This is a genomic window from Microbacterium sp. MRS-1 (assembly GCF_000585455.1).
In the GTDB taxonomy this organism is placed as follows: Bacteria; Actinomycetota; Actinomycetes; order Actinomycetales; family Microbacteriaceae; genus Microbacterium; species Microbacterium laevaniformans.
Map to the genome: position 1 here is coordinate 1 of NZ_JAUF01000020.1, position 18,917 is coordinate 18,917.

At 69.8% G+C, this 18,917-nt stretch carries 18 protein-coding genes; 12 read left to right on the top strand and 6 right to left on the bottom strand.

Annotation, left to right across the window (positions count from 1 at the left end; genetic code table 11):
- Positions 1-136: 136 nt before the first annotated feature.
- From AS96_RS05530 to AS96_RS05540, 3 genes are all read left to right on the top strand, one after another.
- The gene (locus AS96_RS05530) at positions 137-1,693 is read left to right on the top strand and encodes a Re/Si-specific NAD(P)(+) transhydrogenase subunit alpha (protein WP_036286584.1); all 1,557 of its coding nucleotides are present in this window, start codon (positions 137-139) and stop codon (positions 1,691-1,693) included.
- 2 nt (positions 1,694-1,695) lie between these two features.
- Entirely contained in the window at positions 1,696-3,138 is a 1,443-nt protein-coding gene (gene pntB, locus AS96_RS05535) for a Re/Si-specific NAD(P)(+) transhydrogenase subunit beta (protein WP_036286708.1), read from the top strand.
- Between the two features lie 168 nt (positions 3,139-3,306).
- Complete coding sequence (locus tag AS96_RS05540; protein WP_036286585.1) at positions 3,307-4,146, top strand: exodeoxyribonuclease III; 840 nt, start codon at positions 3,307-3,309, stop codon at positions 4,144-4,146.
- Positions 4,147-4,156: 10 nt separating this feature from the next.
- Here the strand turns inward: AS96_RS05540 and AS96_RS05545 are convergent, their stop codons facing one another.
- Both AS96_RS05545 and AS96_RS05550 read right to left on the bottom strand, forming a co-directional pair.
- Positions 4,157-4,783: a dihydrofolate reductase family protein gene (locus tag AS96_RS05545; RefSeq protein ID WP_036286586.1), complete on the bottom strand. Its 627-nt coding sequence runs from the start codon at positions 4,781-4,783 to the stop codon at positions 4,157-4,159.
- The gene (locus AS96_RS05550) at positions 4,783-5,205 is read right to left on the bottom strand and encodes a VOC family protein (RefSeq protein WP_036286587.1); all 423 of its coding nucleotides are present in this window, start codon (positions 5,203-5,205) and stop codon (positions 4,783-4,785) included. Before AS96_RS05550 ends, AS96_RS05545 begins: the two co-directional genes overlap by 1 nt.
- Positions 5,206-5,297: 92 nt before the next feature.
- Between AS96_RS05550 and AS96_RS05555 the strand changes: the two genes are divergently transcribed.
- Together AS96_RS05555 and AS96_RS05560 are read left to right on the top strand one after the other, a co-directional pair.
- Positions 5,298-6,596 carry a sensor histidine kinase gene (locus AS96_RS05555; protein WP_036286589.1) on the top strand — a complete coding sequence of 433 codons (1,299 nt, stop codon included), beginning with the start codon at positions 5,298-5,300 and terminating at the stop codon, positions 6,594-6,596.
- Entirely contained in the window at positions 6,593-7,303 is a 711-nt protein-coding gene (locus tag AS96_RS05560; protein ID WP_005051858.1) for a response regulator, read from the top strand. Before AS96_RS05555 ends, AS96_RS05560 begins: the two co-directional genes overlap by 4 nt.
- A gap of 23 nt (positions 7,304-7,326) precedes the next feature.
- Here the strand turns inward: AS96_RS05560 and AS96_RS05565 are convergent, their stop codons facing one another.
- On the bottom strand, positions 7,327-8,694 hold the full coding sequence (locus AS96_RS05565; RefSeq protein WP_231477128.1) for a hypothetical protein: 1,368 nt from the start codon (positions 8,692-8,694) through the stop codon (positions 7,327-7,329).
- Between the two features lie 250 nt (positions 8,695-8,944).
- On the opposite strand from AS96_RS05565, the gene AS96_RS05570 reads away from it, so the two are divergent.
- Complete coding sequence (locus AS96_RS05570) at positions 8,945-9,829, top strand: ABC transporter ATP-binding protein (protein ID WP_005051856.1); 885 nt, start codon at positions 8,945-8,947, stop codon at positions 9,827-9,829.
- Positions 9,826-10,914: an ABC transporter permease gene (locus tag AS96_RS05575; RefSeq protein ID WP_036286593.1), complete on the top strand. Its 1,089-nt coding sequence runs from the start codon at positions 9,826-9,828 to the stop codon at positions 10,912-10,914. Before AS96_RS05570 ends, AS96_RS05575 begins: the two co-directional genes overlap by 4 nt.
- 10 nt (positions 10,915-10,924) lie before the next feature.
- On the opposite strand, the gene AS96_RS05580 is transcribed toward AS96_RS05575, so the two are convergent.
- The gene (locus AS96_RS05580; RefSeq protein ID WP_005051854.1) at positions 10,925-12,238 is read right to left on the bottom strand and encodes a cation:proton antiporter domain-containing protein; all 1,314 of its coding nucleotides are present in this window, start codon (positions 12,236-12,238) and stop codon (positions 10,925-10,927) included.
- Between the two features lie 81 nt (positions 12,239-12,319).
- The gene (gene rraA / locus AS96_RS05585; protein WP_005051853.1) at positions 12,320-12,790 is read right to left on the bottom strand and encodes a ribonuclease E activity regulator RraA; all 471 of its coding nucleotides are present in this window, start codon (positions 12,788-12,790) and stop codon (positions 12,320-12,322) included.
- 187 nt (positions 12,791-12,977) lie between these two features.
- On the opposite strand from rraA, the gene AS96_RS05590 reads away from it, so the two are divergent.
- Positions 12,978-13,559, top strand: a complete 582-nt coding sequence (locus tag AS96_RS05590) for a nitroreductase family protein (protein ID WP_036286596.1) — start codon at positions 12,978-12,980, stop codon at positions 13,557-13,559.
- 124 nt (positions 13,560-13,683) lie between these two features.
- On the opposite strand, the gene AS96_RS05595 is transcribed toward AS96_RS05590, so the two are convergent.
- Positions 13,684-15,909 carry an ATP-dependent Clp protease ATP-binding subunit gene (locus AS96_RS05595; RefSeq protein WP_081767978.1) on the bottom strand — a complete coding sequence of 742 codons (2,226 nt, stop codon included), beginning with the start codon at positions 15,907-15,909 and terminating at the stop codon, positions 13,684-13,686.
- 141 nt (positions 15,910-16,050) lie between these two features.
- Here AS96_RS05595 and AS96_RS05600 point away from each other — a divergent pair, with 141 nt between their 5' ends.
- The 4 genes from AS96_RS05600 to AS96_RS05615 are packed head-to-tail and all read left to right on the top strand — an operon-like array spanning position 16,051 to position 18,915.
- Entirely contained in the window at positions 16,051-16,344 is a 294-nt protein-coding gene (locus AS96_RS05600; protein WP_036286598.1) for a hypothetical protein, read from the top strand.
- Positions 16,341-17,747: a hypothetical protein gene (locus AS96_RS05605; protein ID WP_036286600.1), complete on the top strand. Its 1,407-nt coding sequence runs from the start codon at positions 16,341-16,343 to the stop codon at positions 17,745-17,747. Before AS96_RS05600 ends, AS96_RS05605 begins: the two co-directional genes overlap by 4 nt.
- A complete protein-coding gene (locus AS96_RS05610) occupies positions 17,744-18,337 on the top strand; it encodes a hypothetical protein (RefSeq protein ID WP_036286602.1) in 594 nt (197 codons plus the stop codon). Before AS96_RS05605 ends, AS96_RS05610 begins: the two co-directional genes overlap by 4 nt.
- Positions 18,338-18,345: 8 nt before the next feature.
- Positions 18,346-18,915: a hypothetical protein gene (locus AS96_RS05615; RefSeq protein ID WP_036286605.1), complete on the top strand. Its 570-nt coding sequence runs from the start codon at positions 18,346-18,348 to the stop codon at positions 18,913-18,915.
- Positions 18,916-18,917: the final 2 nt, after the last annotated feature.

Sequence of the window (18,917 nt, forward strand, 5' to 3'; positions counted from 1 at the left end):
ACATCCTGCCCGGAGGTCTTCGCCTACCTCACCCGTTCACAACCTCCCGGGGAAGTACACCTAGAGTCGGGAACGTCACCCGGCGCGGTGCCCAGGCGCGCCCGGAGGCCCCGTCGGACCCGATCGAAGGAGCACCATGGCCCGTATCGGCATCGTCCGCGAGCGGGACGGCGAGACCCGCGTCGCCGCGTCCCCCACCACCGTCGGCAAGATCCGTGCGCTCGGCTACGACGTCGTCGTCGAGGCCGGCGCGGGCGCCGCATCGTCGTTCCCGGATGCCGCCTACACCGCCGCCGGCGCCACCGTCGCCACCCGCGACGACGCCTGGGGCGCCGATGTCGTCCTGTCGGTCGCGGCCCCCACGGATGCCGAGATCGCGCTGCTGCAGCCGGGGGCGACGCTCGTCGGCATCCTGAGCCCGGCGCTCAGCCCCGACCTGCTCGCCGCCCTCGCCGCCCGCGGCGTGACCGCCCTCGCGATGGATGCCGTGCCGCGCATCTCCCGGGCGCAGTCGATGGACGTGCTCAGCTCGATGGCCAACATCGCCGGCTACCGCGCGGTCGTCGAGGCCGCGAACGAGTTCGGCCGCTTCTTCACCGGACAGGTCACCGCCGCCGGCAAGGTGCCGCCCGCGAAGGTGCTGGTCGCCGGGGCCGGCGTCGCCGGTCTCGCCGCGATCGGCGCCGCCTCGAGCCTCGGCGCGATCGTCCGCGCCACCGATCCCCGCCCCGAGGTCGCCGACCAGGTCGCCTCGATCGGCGGCACCTACCTCGAAGTCGTCGTGCCCGACGAGCAGAAGGAGGTCTCGGCCGACGGCTACGCCAAGGCCACCAGTGCCGCCTACGACGCCGCGGCCGCCAAGCTCTACAGCGACCAGGCCGCCGACGTCGACATCGTGATCACGACGGCGCTCATCCCGGGCCGCGCCGCCCCGCGCCTGCTCACCGCCGCCGACGTCGCCGCGATGAAGCCGGGAAGCGTCATCGTCGACATGGCCGCGGGCCAGGGGGGCAACGTCGAGGGCTCCGTCGCCGGCGAGCGCGTCGTGACCGCGAACGGCGTCATCATCCTCGGCTACACCGACCTCGCCGGCCGCCTCCCCCAGCAGGCCTCGCAGCTCTACGGAACCAACCTGGTGAACCTCCTCGCCCTCCTCACCCCGGGCAAAGACGGGCAGCTCGCGATCGACGACACCGACGTCGTGCAGCGCGCCGTCACCGTCACGCGTGACGGCGCCGTCACCTGGCCGCCGCCTCCCGTACAGGTCTCTGCCGCGCCCACGACGCCGGGTACGGATGCCGCGGCATCCACTCCCGCCCCGTCCGCCAAGAAGGGGCTCTCGGCGGGAGCGAAGAGCGGCCTGATCGTCGCCGGCATCGCCGCCCTGTTCCTCGTGTGCGCCGTCGCGCCCGCGCCCCTGCCCCAGCACATCCTCGTGCTGACCCTCTCGGTCGTGATCGGGTTCTCCGTCATCGGCAGGGTCGCCCACGCCCTGCACACGCCGCTGATGAGCGTCACCAACGCGATCAGCGGCATCATCGTCGTCGGCGCCATGAGCCAGATCGTCGTGCCGAACCCCGTCGTGCAGGTGCTCGCGGCGATCGCGGTGCTCCTGGCATCCATCAACATCTTCGGAGGCTTCGCGGTGACCCGTCGCATGCTCGCCATGTTCCAGAAGGGCGACCAGAAGTGACCATCGTCGCCACCTCCGAGACGGCCGGGGCGCTCGCGCTCGCCCAGTCCGTCGCCACCGCAGCGTACATCGTCGCGGCGCTGCTGTTCATCCTCGCCCTCGCCGGGCTCAGCACACAGGAGACCGCGCGCCGCGGCGTCGTGTACGGCATCGTCGGCATGACGATCGCCCTGCTGGCCACCCTCGTGCTCGTCGTCGCGAACGGCACCCTCGTTCTGGACGGCGCTTCCGCCGCGCTCGGGATCGGGCTGCTCGTCGCCGCGGTCGTGGTCGGCGGCGCCATCGGCCTGTGGCGGGCGCGCGTCGTCGAGATGACCGGCATGCCCGAGCTCATCGCCCTGCTCCACTCCTTCGTGGGCCTCGCGGCCGTGCTCGTCGGCTGGAACGGCCACCTGTACGCCGACGGGATCGCGCCCGAGCTCATCGGCATCCATCACGCCGAGGTGTTCATCGGCGTCTTCATCGGCGCCGTCACCTTCACGGGGTCGATCGTCGCCTTCCTCAAACTCTCCGGGCGGATGTCGTCGAAGCCGCTCATGCTGCCCGGCAAGAACGCCCTCAACATCGGCGCCCTGGCACTCTTCCTCGTGCTCACGGTCTGGTACGTCGCGACCCCGTCGATCTGGCTGCTCGTCGCCGTGACCGCGCTCGCCCTCGCCCTCGGCTGGCACCTGGTGGCCTCGATCGGCGGCGGCGACATGCCGGTCGTCGTCTCGATGCTCAACAGCTACTCCGGCTGGGCTGCGGCCGCCGCCGGGTTCCTCCTGAACAACGACCTGCTCATCGTCACCGGCGCCCTCGTCGGTTCGTCGGGTGCGTACCTGTCGTACATCATGTGCAAGGCGATGAACCGGTCGTTCCTCTCGGTCATCGCCGGCGGATTCGGCATCGAGGCTCCCCGCAGCGCCGAGGCCGAGGAGGGTGAGCACCACGAGACGGATGCCGCAGCCGTCGCCGAGCTCCTCCGCGACGCACGGTCGGTCATCATCACCCCCGGCTACGGCATGGCCGTCGCCCAGGCGCAGTACCCGGTCGCCGACCTCACGAAGCGGCTGCGCGAACGGGGCGTCGAGGTGCGCTTCGGCATCCATCCCGTCGCCGGGCGCCTGCCGGGCCACATGAACGTGCTGCTGGCCGAGGCCAAGGTGCCCTACGACATCGTGCTGGAGCTCGACGAGATCAACGACGACTTCGCCGACACCGACGTCGTGCTCGTCATCGGGGCGAACGACACGGTCAATCCCGCCGCGGCAGAGGACCCCGGCTCGCCCATCGCGGGCATGCCCGTGCTGCACGTGTGGGAAGCGCGCAACGTCGTGGTGTTCAAGCGGTCGATGGCCTCCGGCTACGCGGGCGTGCAGAACCCGCTGTTCTTCCGCGACAACACGCAGATGCTCTTCGGCGACGCCAAGCAGCGGGTGGAGGACATCCTGCGGGCACTGTGACCCGCCGCCCGCGTGCGCGTTCCGTATTCAGTCTGGTTGCGATGCGGCGTGGTGACGCAGCGTGCCAAGACGGGCCGCAGCGGGATGCCGCGGGCCGCGGAGACTGAATACGCGACGGCGGGACGGCGGGGCGCCGACCCCAGCGCGGGGGCCAATACGCTGGATGCCATGCGCATCGCCACCTGGAACGTCAACTCGATCCGCGCCCGCGTCGTCCGCACCGTCGACTTCGCCGTCCGCGAGGGCATCGACGTGCTGGCGATGCAGGAGATCAAGTGCAAGCCCGAGCAGTTCCCGTACGAGGCTTTCGAAGACGCGGGCTACACCGTCGAGGCGCACGGGCTCAACCAGTGGAACGGGGTCGCGATCGCCAGCCGTGAGCCGATCGAGAACCTGCAGGTCGGATTCCCGGGCATGCCCGGCTTCGCGAAGGGTCACGATGGCCCCGGCGCTCCGCTCGAGGCCCGCGCGCTCGGCGCGACCATCGGCGGCGTCGAGGTGTGGAGCCTGTACGTGCCCAACGGGCGCGGCCTCGACGATCCGCACTATCGCTACAAGCTCGACTGGCTCGAAGCGCTCCGCGGCTACACCGCCGACACGCTCGCGGCCGATCCCGACCGGGCGCTCGCGCTCACCGGCGACTTCAACATCGCCCCCACGGATGCCGACAACGGCGACCCCACCGTCATCGAAGGCGTGACCACCCACGTCTCCCCGCCCGAGCGCGCCGCCTTCCAGGCGCTCCTGGATGCCGGCTTGGCCGACACCGTCCGCCCCCTCGTTCCCACGGGGTACACCTACTGGGACTACAAGCAGCTGCGCTTCCCCCGCAACGAGGGCCTGCGCATCGACTTCATCCTCGGCTCGCACGCGTTCGCCGACGCGGTGACCGCGGCATCCATCCACCGAGACGAGCGCAAGGGCGAGATCCCGAGCGATCACGTCCCCGTCGTCGTCGACCTGGACCTCGACGGCCCGGACGACGACGACCGCCCGATGATCTGGTGACCGGGCGAACTCAGGTCATGTCGCCCGTGACGACGTCGCCGTCGGGGGCGTAGCGCAGCAGAAGCGTGCCGGTCGGTCCCGATACGGCGGGTGCGATCAGCCGCAGCCGTGCCGGTGCCGCGCCGTCCGGAAACACCTTCTTGCCCCGACCGAGCACCACCGGGTGCACCCACAGCTTCAGCTCGTCGTACAGACGGGTGCGAAGCAGCGTCTGCGAGAAGTCGACGCTGCCGATCACGTGCACCTCGGCGTGGCGGTCGCGCAGCGCATCCACGGCCGCCGCGACCTCGGCGTCCGAGCCGGTCAGCACGCTGGTGCCCGCCCATTCCGGGTCGACACCGGCCCGGGTCGCCACATACTTCGGGATGGCATCGAAGTGCCGACCGATGAACCCCTCCGGCCCGTCGGTGTGATGCGGCCAGTACCCGGCGAAGATGTCGTAGGTGCGTCGGCCGAGCAGCAGCGCGTCCATCCGGCGGATGCCGCTGCCGACGTCCTCGCCGATGACGGCGTCCTCGAACGGCGCCTGCCAGCCGCCGAACGGGAACCCGCCGCTGGTGTCTTCGTCGGGGCCGCCCGGCGCCTGGGCGACGCCGTCGAGCGTCGTGAACAGGTCGATGACGATCCGCCCGCGCATCACGCGGTCTCCGCCGGGGGTCCCTGCTCGGCCGCGACGGGGTCCATGTAGAGGAAGCCGAGGCTGTTACCGTCCGGATCGTCCAGGTCGCGGCTGTACATGAAGCCGTAGTCCTGAACGGGGTGCGGCTCGGTGCCACCGGCAGCCACGCCCGCCTCGACGATCGCGTCGACGTCGGCGCGCGAGTCCCGCGTGAACGACAGCGACACCTGGGCCCACTCCTTGGGCTCTCCGATGGGCTTGTCCGTGAAGGTCGCGAAGAACTCCCGGCGCAGCACCATGAAGAAGATGTCGTGCGACCAGACGACGCACGCCGCGTTCTCGTCGGTGAAGTTGGGGTTGATGGCGCAGCCGAGCGCCCGGTAGAAGGCGACGCTGCGCTCGAGGTCGTTCGTCGGAATGTTCACGAAGATGCTCGTCATACCCAGAGCATGCACCCCCGGCGCGATGAGGTCGAGACCCTCTCCCTCTCAGGGGGGATGCCGCGGCATCCGGCTGCCCCTAGCGTGGAAGGATGAGCTCCGCCGCCCTCGTCCGCACGACCACGCCCGCGCAGCGTCGCAACGATGTGTGGCTCGCGCTCGCACTGTTGATCAGTGCCGTGATCAGCGCGTGGCTAGGCACGGTGGCCGGCTTCTACGGTGAGAACACCCCCGCCTTCGGCTGGGCGCTCGTGTACGTCGCCGCCCTCACTCTCCCTCTGGCCCTGCGCCGGCGCTTTCCCGAAACGACGCTCATCGTCGTCGCGCTCGCATTCTTCGTCGGTGTCTCGGTACGCATCCCGGAGATCTACGTCGGCAACGTGGCCCTGTTCATCGCCATGTACACCGTCGGGGCGTGGGTGAGCGACCGCCGGCGCGCAACCGTCGTGCGGCTCGCGGTGATCGCGGGCATGTTCGTCTGGCTTCTCGTGGTGACCTTCCAGAGCGCGACCGATCCGGACGGCGACGGGCCCTCCCGGGCGGGCCTGTTCTCCCCGTTCGCCGCGTACATGATCATCCAGTTCCTCGTGAACGCGGCCTACTTCGGCGGCGCGTACTTCTTCGGAGAGCGCGCCTGGGCCGACGCCCGTGCGCGCGCGGTGCTCGAAGAGCGCACCGCCGAACTCGAACGCGAACGCGAGATCACCGCCGCCCAGGCGGTCGCCCTGGATCGCGTCCGTATCGCCCGTGAACTGCACGACGTCGTCGCCCACCATGTGTCGGCCATGGGCGTGCAGGCGGGGGCGGCGCGCACCGTGCTCGACGACGACACCGCCGCAGCCCGGGAGGCGTTGGTGACGGTGGAGACGTCGGCGCGCGAGGCGCTGACCGAGCTGCGCCAGCTGCTCGAGACCCTCCGCACCCCCGACGCCGACACCCCCGCCGCCTCGACGGTGCGCCTGGATTCGATCCCCGAGCTCATCGCGCACGCGAATGAGAACGGCATGCCCACGACCTTCGCGGTGGTAGGTGACCCGACCGAGCTGCCCGAGCTGGTGCAGGTGAACCTGTACCGCATCGCGCAGGAGGCGCTCACGAACGCGCGGCGTCACGGAGGTCCGGATGCCGCGGCCGACGTCCGGCTGCGCTTCGACGACGATCACGTCGAGCTCGAGGTCGCCAACCGCGGCCGCGAGCAGGTCGCGGGGCGGGCCGGGCTCGGCATCGTCGGGATGCGCGAACGCGCGGCGGCGTCGGGCGGAACACTCGAAGCAGGGCCGCGGCCGCGTGGCGGTTTCCTCGTGCGCGCCCGCGTGCCCTCACGGCTCGGAGGCTCCTCGACCCGAACATCATCGCCTCGCGCGGCAACGATCGCGGAGGCAGGGCGATGAGTGAGCCGGTGCGGGTGCTGCTCGTCGACGATCACGCCGTCATGCGAGCCGGCTTCCGCATGATCCTGGAGGCGCAGCACGACATCACGGTCGTGGGCGAGGCCGCAACGGGATCGGAGGCGATGGCTGCGGCATCCGCTCTGCATCCCGATGTGATCTGCATGGATGTGCAGATGCCCGATATGGACGGGCTCGAAGCGACCCGTCGCATCGTGGCCGACCCGTCGGTCACGGCCGTCGTCGTCATCGTGACCACGTTCGACCGTGACGACTATCTGTTCCACGCGCTGCACGCGGGCGCGAGCGGCTTCCTCCTGAAGAATGCCGGCCCGGAGGAGCTCGTCACCGCGGTGCGCGTCGCCGCCGCGGGCGACGCACTCCTGTCGCCGGCGGTCACCCGCCGCGTGATCGAGCGGTTCGCGGCGTCGCCGGTCGACACCGACGCCCGGATTGCCGCCGCGCTGCCACCGGCGCCCGGGCCGGCCTCGTCAGCGACCGTCCGCACAGCGCCGGCGATCGAACTCACCGAGCGTGAGGATGACGTCCTGCGTCTGCTCGCCGAGGCCTACAGCAACGCCGAGATCGCCGCCGCCCTGTTCATCGGCGAGGCGACCGTCAAGACGCACGTGTCGAACGTGCTGCAGAAGCTCGGAGCGCGAGACCGCGTGGCCGCCGTGGTCTACGCACACCGGCACGGCATGGTCTGACGCGAGCTGGCCGCCGTGTCAGGTCAGCGAGCGGCGACCGGGATGGAGCCGGTGGTGGCCGTCGTCGCGGCGCGCGCCAGGCGCTCGCGCAGCGAGACCAGGGTCGCGTCGGGACGCCACAGCACCACGAGGCTCCAGCCGAACATGCCGACCAGCAGCACGTTGCGAGCGAGCAGCACGCCCGCGGCGAACGGGTGAGCATCGATCAGCGGCAGGTACAGCACCGGGAACACGAGGGTCGTCAGGAAGCACGTGACCGCGAGCCAGACGGCGATCGACGTCCACGCCTTGCGGTCGATCAGCAGACCGGCGGCGACGACGGGGGCAAGCCACAGCATGTACTGCGGCGAGCCGACCTTGTTGAACACGATGAGCGCCGAGGTCAGCGCGAACGCACCGCGAAGGATGAGGTGCTGCTCCCCGATACGGGAGAGGGCACCCTCCTGAAGCGCGCGACGACGCGCACGCCACAGCAGCACGAGGATCACCATGAAGGCGATCGGCATGGCGTAGCCGACCAGCACGCCCGCGGCGGTGGCGCCGGGACCGGCGACCTCACGCGTCGCGAGCACGTAGTTCTGGTGGATCTGAGCACCGGGAAGACCCAGCACCGTCGCCCACACCCACGGCGTCGCGACGGGAGCCTCGAGCTGCAGGGCACGGTCGCCCTGGATCGTCGCGAAGCTGAAGAGGTTGGAAGCGCCGCCGAAGCCGACCACGAGGCCGGCGATCGCGGCGCTCAACGCCAGTCCACCCGCGATGATGCGAAGGCGCAGTGACGAGACGGCGACCGCGGCGGCGGCGAGAGCCGCCGGCGCGACCTTGATCCACGTCGCGGCGGCGATCAGCACGCCCGCGATGAACGGGCGTCGGACGAGCCAGACGAGACCGGCGATGGCCAGCGGCGCGGCGAAGCCCTCGAGACGCAGCATCGACACGGGCGCGAGTAGCACCTGGATCGCCAGCCAGTACCAGGCCGCGACGTAGCCCTTGCGGTTGCGCAGATTGTCGGTGAGGGCGAGCACGGCGAAGAAGTTCGCCCCGACCATCATGAGGAGCCAGACCAACTGGTAGTTCCAGGGGCCGACGACGATCGCGGCCATGATCGGCGCGAGAGCACCGGCCGGGTAGACCCACGGCATGTCGATCACGGGCCAGTGCCCGTGGGCCGCCTGCTCCGCCCACAGACGGTACAGCGGCAGATCGCCCACGGTTCCGCCGAAGATCATCACCTTCAGCAGGGCGAGGAAGAACAGGGCGTGCACGACGGCGAAGCCGATGAGCAGGCCTCGACGGGTGAACGCGAAGTGCAGGGCGCGGGGCCACCACTCGCGGGCACGGTCGGATACACGGGCGCCGAGGGCGCGGGTCACCTCAGGAGCGCTCGTCACTCGACAGAGTTTAGGAGAAGCCGCCTGAGCAAATGGTGGACGCCGTGTTACCCGTTCCTGGGAGTTCGCCGAGTGCGCCGCGGTTCTGCGCCGTGATTACTCCGCCCGACCGCTCCCCCGCACGGGGGAGATGGTCAACCGGCGGATGCCGCCGCGCACCGGATCACGCTGCGGATTCCCGCCCCAGGGGGGAGGTTCGCGGCATCCGCCCTTCCTAACGTGGAGTCAACGGCAAGCCGAGGAGGAGAACATGCTCGAACTGAACGGCATCACCAAGAGCTACGGCGTGAAGCGGGTGCTCGACGACGTGAGCTTCCGCGTGGCGTCGGGGCGCCTGACCGGATTCGTGGGCGGCAACGGCGCGGGCAAGACGACGACCATGCGCATCGTGCTCGGCGTGCTCGGCCGCGACAGCGGCGAGGTCACCCTCGACGGCGCCCCCGTCACCGCGGCCGACCGACGCCTCTTCGGCTACATGCCGGAGGAGCGCGGGCTGTACCCGAAGATGCGGGTTCTGGAGCACATCGTCTACCTCGCCCGTCTGCACGGGTTCGACAAGGCCGAGGCCACCGCGCGCGCCGAGGCGCTGCTCGTGGAGCTCGGTCTCGGCGAGCGCCTCCGCGACAACGTCGAGACCCTCTCGCTGGGAAATCAGCAGCGCGCGCAGATCGCCGCCGCTCTCGTGCACGACCCGCAGGTGCTCATCCTCGACGAGCCGTTCTCGGGTCTCGATCCGCTCGCCGTCGATGTCGTCGCGGGCGTGCTGCAGGCGCGGGCGGCCCAGGGCGCGGCCGTGCTGTTCTCGTCGCACCAGCTCGACGTCGTCGAACGGCTCTGCGACGACCTCGTCATCATCGCGGACGGCACGATCCGCGCGGCGGGCACGCGCGACGCCCTCCGCGCCGAGCACGCCCAGCACCGCTACGAACTGATCTCCGGGGGAGATCTCGGCTGGCTCCGCGACGAGCCCGGAGTCGATGTGCTCTCCTTCGACGGCGGCTATGCACTCTTCGACGTCGACGGGGATGCCGCCGCGCAGCGCGTGCTGCAGCGCGCGGTCTCCTCCGGCGATGTCGCGAGCTTCTCCCCCCAGCAGCCCTCTCTCGCCCAGATCTTCAAGGAGGTCATCCAGTGAATGTCGGCGCTCCGTCCTTCGCCCAGAGCACGTGGCTCGTCGCCGAACGCGAGGTGGGATCCAAGCTGCGCAGCAAGGCCTATCTCATCTCCACCGGCATCCTCTTCGTGCTCGCGCTCGTCGGTGTGCTGTGGGGAGGCTTCTCGGCACAGTCCGACAGCCGCACCCCCGTCGCCGTCACCGCCGACACCGCGGCTTCGGTCGCCGAGAACCCGCTCGTGAAGTCGACCGAGGTCGCCGACGCCGATGCGGCGCGGGCTCTGGTGCAGGACGGCACCGTCGACGCCGCGCTCATCCCCGGCGGCGCCGCGCCGTTCGAGTACACCGTCGTCGCGAAGGAGACGCCCCCGTCGTCCCTGCTGCAAGCGCTGAGCCTCACCCCGCAGGTGGAGCTGCTCGACCCGTCGAGCGTGCACCCGGGACTGCGCTACCTCGTCGCGCTCGGATTCGGGCTCATCTTCTTCATGGCGGCACTGACCTTCGGCTCGACGATCGCGCAGTCCGTCGTGGAGGAGAAGCAGACTCGCGTTGTCGAACTGCTCATCTCCGCCGTCCCCGTACGGGCGCTGCTGGCCGGCAAGGTCATCGGCAACACGATCCTCGCGATGGGCCAGATCATCGGCCTCGCCGCGATCGCGATCATCGGCTTCACCGTCACCGGGCAGAGCAGCCTGCTCGCCGGGCTCGGCGCCCCCATCGCCTGGTTCGCCGTCTTCTTCCTCTTCGGCTTCATCCTGCTCGCCGCACTGTTCGCCGCCGCGGCCGCGATGGTGTCGCGGATGGAGGACATCGGCTCGACCACGACGCCGCTGACCATGCTGGTGATGGCGCCGTACTTCCTCGTCATCTTCTTCAACGACAACCCGCTGGTGATGACGATCATGTCCTACGTGCCGTTCTCGGCCCCCGTCGGCATGCCCGTGCGCATCTTCCTGGGTGATGCGCAGTGGTGGGAGCCGCTGTTGTCGCTCGCCATCATGCTGGTCACGTGCGCGGCGGCCATCTGGGTGGGCGCGAAGATCTACCAGAACTCGCTGCTGCGGATGGGAGCGCGCGTCAAGCTCTCCGAGGCGCTCGCGGGATGAGCCCGTCGGGTCAGTGATCGGCGGATGCCGGTGCCGTCGCGGGCGGCGCGAGCACCGGCATCCGCCGATTGACGAACTGCGGAACGGCGATGCCGTGCAGCAGGATGCTGCCGACGACGGTGAACACCATGATCGCGAGGACGTCGTACGCCTCCGCGTCGGGCAGCTTGTTGAACGCCAGCAGCCCGAACACGATCGTCGCCGTGCCGCGCGGACCGACGACCCCGATGAGAGTGCGCGACCCCCACGGGACGGGCGATCCCAGCATCGACACGTACACCGGCACGATGCGGAACAGCGTGAGCGCCAGGGCAACGAGCACGAGCAGACGCCAGTCCACGCCGTTGACGATGACAACGGTGGTCATGGCCCCCAGGACGAACCACACGATGTTGGCGGCGAGGGTGCCGGCTTCTTCGACGAGAAGGATCTCGGCGTGCGGGATGGTGCGCTCATCGGTGCGCCTCGTCCGTGCGATGCGGTAGACGATGCCGGCCACGAAGGCCGCGACGAAGCCGTTCGCCGCGACGTCGCTGAGTGTCGCGACGCCGAAGGCGATGAGCGGAACGAGAAGCATGACGTAGCGGATGCCGGGGGCGTCGGCCCAGCCCCGGCGCGACGCCCAGCGCACGCACAGGCCGAAGGCTCCGCCGACGATCGCTCCGACGAGGATGGCGATCGCGGTGGCCGGAACCGCCCCGAAGAACGCCTCGAAGAACTCACCCAGCCTCTCCTCGAGCTGCGACTGGTTCTCGGGCGACAGGTTGTCGGAGTTGACCGCCGCCAGGATCGTCGGCCAGGCGATCGCCGCGGCCAGTGCCATGCCGAACACCGGCGAGACCAGCCCGTCGTTGTAGCCGCTCTCGACATTCAGGATCTGGCGCACGCGGGCGGGGATGCGCGGCGAGCGCAGCAGCGTCGCCGCCGGCGCGAAGTCGGTCGGCATGATCACGCACGCGATGACGATCAGGATGAACAGGCTGAGGTGGGGCAGCAGGAACAGTCCGCTCACCACGACCGCCAGGATCGACAGCGGCAAGGCCACGAGCACCAGCCGAGCGATCGTCCTTCCTTCGCCGCCGAAGACGCCGCCGCTCACCTCACAGGCGTCGACGAACAGCAGCACGGCGAGGATCAGCTCCACGACGTGCTCGGCGGCGTCACTGCCCACCGCATCGGAGAAGCCGGTGACGTCGATGAGCACGAGCACCGCTCCGGCAAGAGCGAGCACGGCCGGACCGGCCACGCCGGTGCGTTCGAAACGATGAGCGACGACCGACCACAGACCGATCACGACGAAGCCCAGCAGGAAGATCAGCGGCACCGTTCACCTCTCCTCGGCTGTCTCGGGCGCACGGCCCCCGGTTTCCGGGATCAGTCTGCCAGTCGATGCCGCCGCCGCGTGTCAGCGCTCCACGAGCACGCCGTCGGCATCCGCCCAGACATGGGCCCCGGGACGGAACACGACGCCGGCGATCTCCACCGGCACGTCGAGCGCGCCGACGCCCGCCTTGGCGCTCTTGCGGGGGTTCGAGCCGAGGGCCTTGACACCGAGATCGAGCGCGGCGATCGCAACCCGGTCGCGGATCGCGCCGTGCACGATGAGGCCGGCCCAACCGTTCGCGACCGCGGATGCCGCGATCAGGTCGCCCACGAGCGCCGATTCCAGCGAGCCGCCGCCGTCGATCACGAGCACGGCGCCCTCGCCCGGGGTCGCGAGCGTCGCCTTGACGAGCGCGTTGTCACGGTGGCAGCGGATCGTGCGGACCGGGCCGTCGAACGCCGCCCGTCCGCCGAAGTCGTGCAGCTGCAGGGCGAGCGAGTCCAGCGCGTCCCCGCGCTCGTCGTACAGGTCGGCCGTCGCGATGGTGGTCATGACGCCACGCTAACGAGACGCGGGGGCGCGGGGCGCCGTCATGAGCGCGGAAGTTCCGGCATCCTTCCGCCGCCGGCAAACTCATAGGTCCTCACGGGAACAAGACGTCGGTTGCATACGGTTGCATCGACCGGGCCGATGGCGTTCCACCGACAAACCGTCCTTCATCCTTCTTCAGGAGACGACCATGAGCACCATCGCCGCACACCCCGCCGACACCGACGCGCCGATTCTCGACGTCCTCGCCGAGCGCTGGAGCACCCGTATCTTCGACCCCGCGACGCCGATCGACGAGGATGCGCTCGCCAGCGCGCTCGAGGCGGCCCGCTGGGCGCCGTCCGCCAACAACACGCAGCCGTGGCGCTTCGTGGTCGCGCGCCGCGGCTCGGCCGCGCACGCGCAGATCGTGGACGCCCTGATGGGCTTCAACCAGTCGTGGGCTGCAGACGCCGCCGCTCTCGTCGTCTTCGCATCGGCCGCCGCGCTCGACGGCAAGCCGCTGCCGTGGGCCGCGTACGACACCGGCCAGGCGGCCGCCCACTCCACGGTTCAGGCGCACGCCTCGCGCCTGCACACCCACCAGATGGGCGGCTTCGACCGTGACGCGATCGCCGCGGCGTTCGGCTTCGGCGACGATCTCGTGGCCGTGACCGTGATGGCCGTCGGCGCCCTCGGCGACATCGACGCCGCTCCCGAGGCGCTGCGCGAGCGCGAGCTGGCCCCGCGCGTGCGCCGCCCCATCGCGGAGTCGCTCATCGTCAACGACTGACGCGCGGCGCCGCCCCCGACGCCCCGCCCCGCGAGAAACCACTCCCCGCACGAAAAACCACTCCCCGCACGAGAAACACGTGCAGGAGTGGTTTTTCGCATCCGGAGTGGTTTTTCGCGAGTTGTCAGTCGTCGAGCAGTTCGGCCTCGATCACGTCGTCATCGTCGGATGCCGCGGCATCCCCGCTCTCGTCGGGTGCCGCTCCTGCGCTGGTGAGCACGAGACTCGAGCCGTCGGCGGCGACGTCGACGCGCACGAGGTCGCCGTCTCGGACACCGCCCGAGAGCAGCGCCATCGCGAGCCGGTCCTGGATCTCGGACTGGATGAGGCGACGCAGCGGACGGGCCCCGAAGATCGGGTCGTACCCGCGTTCGGCGAGCCACGCCCGCGCGTCGGGGGTGACCGCCAGCGTGAGCCGACGATCGCGCAGCCGTCGCTGCAGAGCATCGACCGACAGCTCAACAATCTGAGCCAGGTCGTCCTGGCTGAGCGCATGGAACATCACGATGTCATCGAGCCGGTTGAGGAACTCGGGGCGGAACGCCGTGCGCACGAGCGCCATGACCTGCTCACGCTTCTGCGCGAGCGTGAGCGTCGGGTCGATGAGGATCGGCGAGCCGAGGTTCGACGTCAGGATCAGGATCGTGTTGGTGAAGTCGACCGTGCGCCCCTGACCGTCGGTGAGCCGGCCGTCGTCGAGCACCTGCAGGAGGATGTCGAACACCTCCGGGTGCGCCTTCTCCACCTCGTCGAGCAGCACGACCGAGTAGGGCCGGCGGCGAACGGCCTCGGTGAGCTGTCCGCCCTGCTCGTAGCCGATGTATCCCGGAGGGGCGCCGACCAGCCGCGCGACGGCGTGCTTCTCGCCGTACTCGCTCATGTCGATGCGCACCATCGCACGCTCGTCGTCGAAGAAGAACTCGGCGAGCGCCTTGGCCAGTTCGGTCTTGCCGACACCCGTGGGTCCGAGGAAGAGGAACGAGCCCGTCGGCCGGTTCGGGTCGCTGATGCCGGCGCGCGAGCGGCGCACCGCATCGGCCACCGCCTTCACGGCGTCCTTCTGGCCGATCAGCCGCTTGCCGAGCTCGGCCTCGAGGTGCACGAGCTTCTCGCTCTCGCCCTGCAGCAGGCGTCCGACGGGGATGCCGGTCCACGCAGCGATGACGGCGGCGATATCGGCATCCGTCACCTGGTCACCCACCATCCGCTCGCCGCCCTCGGCGGCCTCCGCGTTCTCGGCCTGCGCGACCTGTCGCTCCAGCGCCGGAATCTCGGCGTAGTACAGCCGCGAAGCCTTCTCGAGATTGCCCTCGCGCTGGGCGCGCTCCGCCTCGACGCGCGCCTGGTCGAGGCGCGTCTTGAGGTCGCCGACCGCGTTCAGCGAAGCGCGCTCACGCTCCCATCGCGCCTGCAGCTCGTCGAGGCGCGCCTGCTCGACCTTGAGGGTCTCGCGAAGCGTCGCCAGCCGCTCCTTCGACGCGGCATCCTTCTCGCGCTTGAGGGCCAGCTCTTCGAGCTTGAGGCGGTCGACGTGGCGGCGCAGCTCGTCGATCTCGAGAGGTGCGGAGTCGATCTCCATGCGCAGGCGCGACGCGGCCTCGTCGATCAGGTCGATCGCCTTGTCGGGCAGCTGGCGGCTCGGGATGTAGCGGTTCGACAGGGATGCCGCGGCCACCAGCGCCCCGTCGGCGATCGCGACCTTGTGGTGCGCCTCGTAGCGTTCCTTGAGGCCGCGGAGGATCGCGACGGTATCCTCCACGCTCGGCTCGCCGACATAGACCTGCTGGAACCGGCGCTCAAGCGCGGCATCCTTCTCGATGAACTCGCGGTACTCGTCGAGCGTCGTGGCACCGATCAAGCGAAGCTCGCCACGCGCGAGCATCGGCTTGAGCATGTTGGATGCCGCGACCGACCCCTCGCCGCCTCCCGCACCCATGAGCACGTGCAGCTCGTCGATGAAGGTGATGATGCGCCCCTCGGACTCGGTGATCTCCTTGAGGACGCTCTTGAGGCGCTCCTCGAACTGTCCGCGGTACATCGCACCGGCGACGAGCGCGGAGATGTCGAGGGAGACGAGCTCCTTGTCCTTCAGCGACTCGGCGACGTCGCCCGCGACGATGCGCTGGGCGAGGCCTTCTACGACGGCGGTCTTGCCGACGCCGGGCTCGCCGATGAGGACGGGGTTGTTCTTCGTGCGGCGCGTGAGCACCTGGCTGACACGTCGGATCTCGCTGTCGCGGCCGATCACGGGGTCGAGCTTGCCTTGGCGCGCACGGTCGGTCAGGTTGATGCCGAACTGTTCGAGGGCGCTCTGCTGCTCCTCCTGACCGGGCTGCGGTTGTGCGTTCATCGCTTCTCCTTGAAATCTTCGAGGCTCAAACTTGAGCCCTCTGGACTCAACTTTATCAAAACGTGATGCGCGCGGCAAGCGGTGCGGCGATGGGCAGTCCTCCCCATCGCGACGATTCCGGGGCTCACCTAGAGTGACGGCGTGGCCGATCTCGTCGTCAATACGGAGAACCTCCGAAACCTCGCGAACCAGCTCGCGACCGTCCACGGCACCCTCACTGCCGCAGACGGCGACGCGCGCGACCTGTCGGGGATGATCCCGCACCCCGGACTCGCGTCCGCCGTCGACGAGTTCACGTCAGGATGGGACCGGCGCCGCAAAGACCTCACCGATCGCGTGGACCAGCTCCAGAAGCGCGCCGACGGCGCCGCCGATGCGTTCGAAGGCGTCGACAGCCAGCTGGCCGACAAGCTCACGGAGGGGAGCAACGGATGAGCATGACACCCATCGGCGGCGACGTCGCCGGCATTCGCGGACACGCCTCGCGGTACACTTCCACGGCCCGCGCAGTGTCGGAGGCGGTGGAGATGCTGCAGGCGGTCATCGACGCGTCGCAGCAGGAGACGAGCGACGCCGTCGACGCCCTGGCCGGCACGATCGGCGACACGAAGACCTACCTCGCACGCATCCGCGAGCGCTACGAGGTCGCGGGCTCCGCGCTGAGCACCTTCGCGAACGAGCTCGAGCAGGCGCAGCAACAGGCGGCCTCCGCCATCGCGGCGCATGACGACGCGCAGCGTCGGCACAGCTACGCGCAGCGCCATCTCTCGGAGGCCCGCGACGCGACCCAGCAGACCGTCGACCCGGGCGAGCTCGCCGAGGCGACGGATGCCGCGCGGCGCTACTCCTCGATGAGCACGACGGCCGCGACGGACCTCTCCCACGCTCAGGCCGCGTACGACGCCGCGCTCGAGCGCGTGCAGCGGGCCGGCGACGCCGCGGCATCCACGATCTCGCAGACGGTGTCCAGCGATGAGCTCAACGATTCGTGGTGGGACAACGTCCTGGACTGGGTGAACCAGAACGCGGAGTGGCTGAAGGTCGTCAAGGACATCCTGACGGTCGTCACCGCCATCGTCGGCGTGCTGTCGATCTTCTTCCCCGTACTCGCACCCATCGCGCTGGGGCTCGCCGTCCTGTCGATGGGTCTCAGCTTCCTCTTGGCCTCGTCGGGCGACGGGTCATGGTTCGACTTCGCGCTGGATGCCATCGGCGTGTTGACCTTCGGTGTCGGCAGCGCCGCACTTGCCGGCATCAAGCTCGGCACGGTCGCCCTGCGCGGCGGCCGTGCGGCCACGCTGGCGGTGCGCAGCCCGGGGATGGTCTGGGGCAACGGCGCTCGCCAGGTCATCGGCAATCTGCTCGATCGGGGCCTGGTCGGCTCGGTCCGTCAGCCGATGCGGATGGTGGCCGAGGAGAGCGCGAGCGTGCTGTCTGCGCGGCCGAACTTCGCGCAGGTGGTCACGCACTGGGGCGACGACGCGATGAAGGCCATCCGCGAATCGGACAGCATCATCATCTCGGAGTTCGACCAGATCGCGTCGCAGGCACGGCTGGGCGCCGGGGGCGCCATCGACAACCTCGTGACGAGCAGTGTCGACAGCCTGAAAGGCGTCGTCGGCACGATGGGCAAGATCGGCTCGTCGCTCGACGCCTACAACATGGTCGGAATCGGGATCAACCGCAGCGACCAGCTGGTGGACTGGGTTCAGGACCAGAGGGGAGTCCAGACGCCGCTGGGCACCCTCACCAGCGGCCTCAACGAGGCGTACGGATTCGTTCCGGGGCTGTTCGAGGCGCCGATGGGGGCAGCGTGGAGCCTGCCCTCGCTCAAGTGAATCTCCCACGTCGGGTCGCGTGGGAGGCCCGCTTCGGCGACGGCCTGTTCCTCGCCACCATCCTCTGGATCATCTTCGGTGCGCTCCCGACGATCGGCTTACTGGTAGGACAGCCCGTGACCGGCTCGTTCGCGAACACTGGCAACGTGCCCGACAGCTTTCCCGCCTTCATGCCGCCGTGGTGGGCGGCATACCCGATGACGCTGCTGCTCGTGGCGCTGACACTAGGTTCGCTGCCGCTGCCGCTGCGGGGCCTGCGGGCAACGACGCGGAGCACACTTCTGACGGTGCTCGTGCTGACCTTCAGCACGACGCTCTACATCGCCGCGGCCGCCGCGGCGGCGGAAGCCCACCAGGGCCGACTCAACTTCTTCGGGGTCGACAACCTCGTGTTCATCCAGTTCTTCCTGATCATCATCACCGTCGCACGCATGCTGCTGAGCGGAATGCGCCTGGTGCCGCGAACGTGGCGGGAGTACATCGACGAGGACGGTACGGTGGTGCCGCCGAAGGAGATCGTGCGTCGCGCCCCGCGCCGCCCGTGGGACTGGAATCGCAACCGGGCGCGGCGCCGTCCGCCGCGACAGTGAGGGACACCATGAACGAGATCGCGCCCCCGCGCTACCGGCTCGTGCTGCCGCCGGGCTTCCTGCTCATCCCCGTCGCCCACTCCACAGACGACGACATCGCCGACCTCGTCCGTCGGCATTATCGGGACCTGCCGCGCGACAGCTACGGCCCGCAGATCGACCGGACCGCCGCTCAGCTCGTCGCCTCCGCACGCAGCGCCCGCGAGGCCGGCGTACTCGACCTCATCGTGCCGATGGGCGTGCCGTGGCGCGCGCCGGTATCGCTGGCGATCGCGATCAGCACCGGCCCGGCACCCACAGGCGACGACCCGGAGCCCTCGGCATCCGAGATCAGCGAGACCGTGACGACATCCGCAGGCGAGGCCGTTCGAGCAACCGAGAGGTTCGCCGTGCCGACAAGAGCCGACGAGATGGCACCGTTGATGAGAGTGCGCTTCCGATGGCCGATTGCCGATAGCGATCGGCAGCTGGTCGCGATCTGTACGATCAGCGGCACGGTCGACCCCGAACTCGCACCGATCGTCGACGCCCTCGCGGAGCTCGGCGATCTGCTGCTGCAGACGCTTCGCTGGGACTGAGA

Bases quoted from the DNA above. Each gene is read 5' to 3' on its own strand.
- AS96_RS05530 (WP_036286584.1), top strand. From the start codon at position 137: ATGGCCCGTATCGGCATCGTCCGCGAGCGGGACGGCGAGACCCGCGTC.
- AS96_RS05540 (WP_036286585.1), top strand. From the start codon at position 3,307: ATGCGCATCGCCACCTGGAACGTCAACTCGATCCGCGCCCGCGTCGTC.
- AS96_RS05545 (WP_036286586.1), bottom strand. From the start codon at position 4,783: ATGCGCGGGCGGATCGTCATCGACCTGTTCACGACGCTCGACGGCGTC.
- AS96_RS05550 (WP_036286587.1), bottom strand. From the start codon at position 5,205: ATGACGAGCATCTTCGTGAACATTCCGACGAACGACCTCGAGCGCAGC.
- AS96_RS05555 (WP_036286589.1), top strand. From the start codon at position 5,298: ATGAGCTCCGCCGCCCTCGTCCGCACGACCACGCCCGCGCAGCGTCGC.
- AS96_RS05560 (WP_005051858.1), top strand. From the start codon at position 6,593: ATGAGTGAGCCGGTGCGGGTGCTGCTCGTCGACGATCACGCCGTCATG.
- AS96_RS05570 (WP_005051856.1), top strand. From the start codon at position 8,945: ATGCTCGAACTGAACGGCATCACCAAGAGCTACGGCGTGAAGCGGGTG.
- rraA (WP_005051853.1), bottom strand. From the start codon at position 12,790: ATGACCACCATCGCGACGGCCGACCTGTACGACGAGCGCGGGGACGCG.
- AS96_RS05590 (WP_036286596.1), top strand. From the start codon at position 12,978: ATGAGCACCATCGCCGCACACCCCGCCGACACCGACGCGCCGATTCTC.
- AS96_RS05595 (WP_081767978.1), bottom strand. From the start codon at position 15,909: ATGAACGCACAACCGCAGCCCGGTCAGGAGGAGCAGCAGAGCGCCCTC.
- AS96_RS05605 (WP_036286600.1), top strand. From the start codon at position 16,341: ATGAGCATGACACCCATCGGCGGCGACGTCGCCGGCATTCGCGGACAC.
- AS96_RS05615 (WP_036286605.1), top strand. From the start codon at position 18,346: ATGAACGAGATCGCGCCCCCGCGCTACCGGCTCGTGCTGCCGCCGGGC.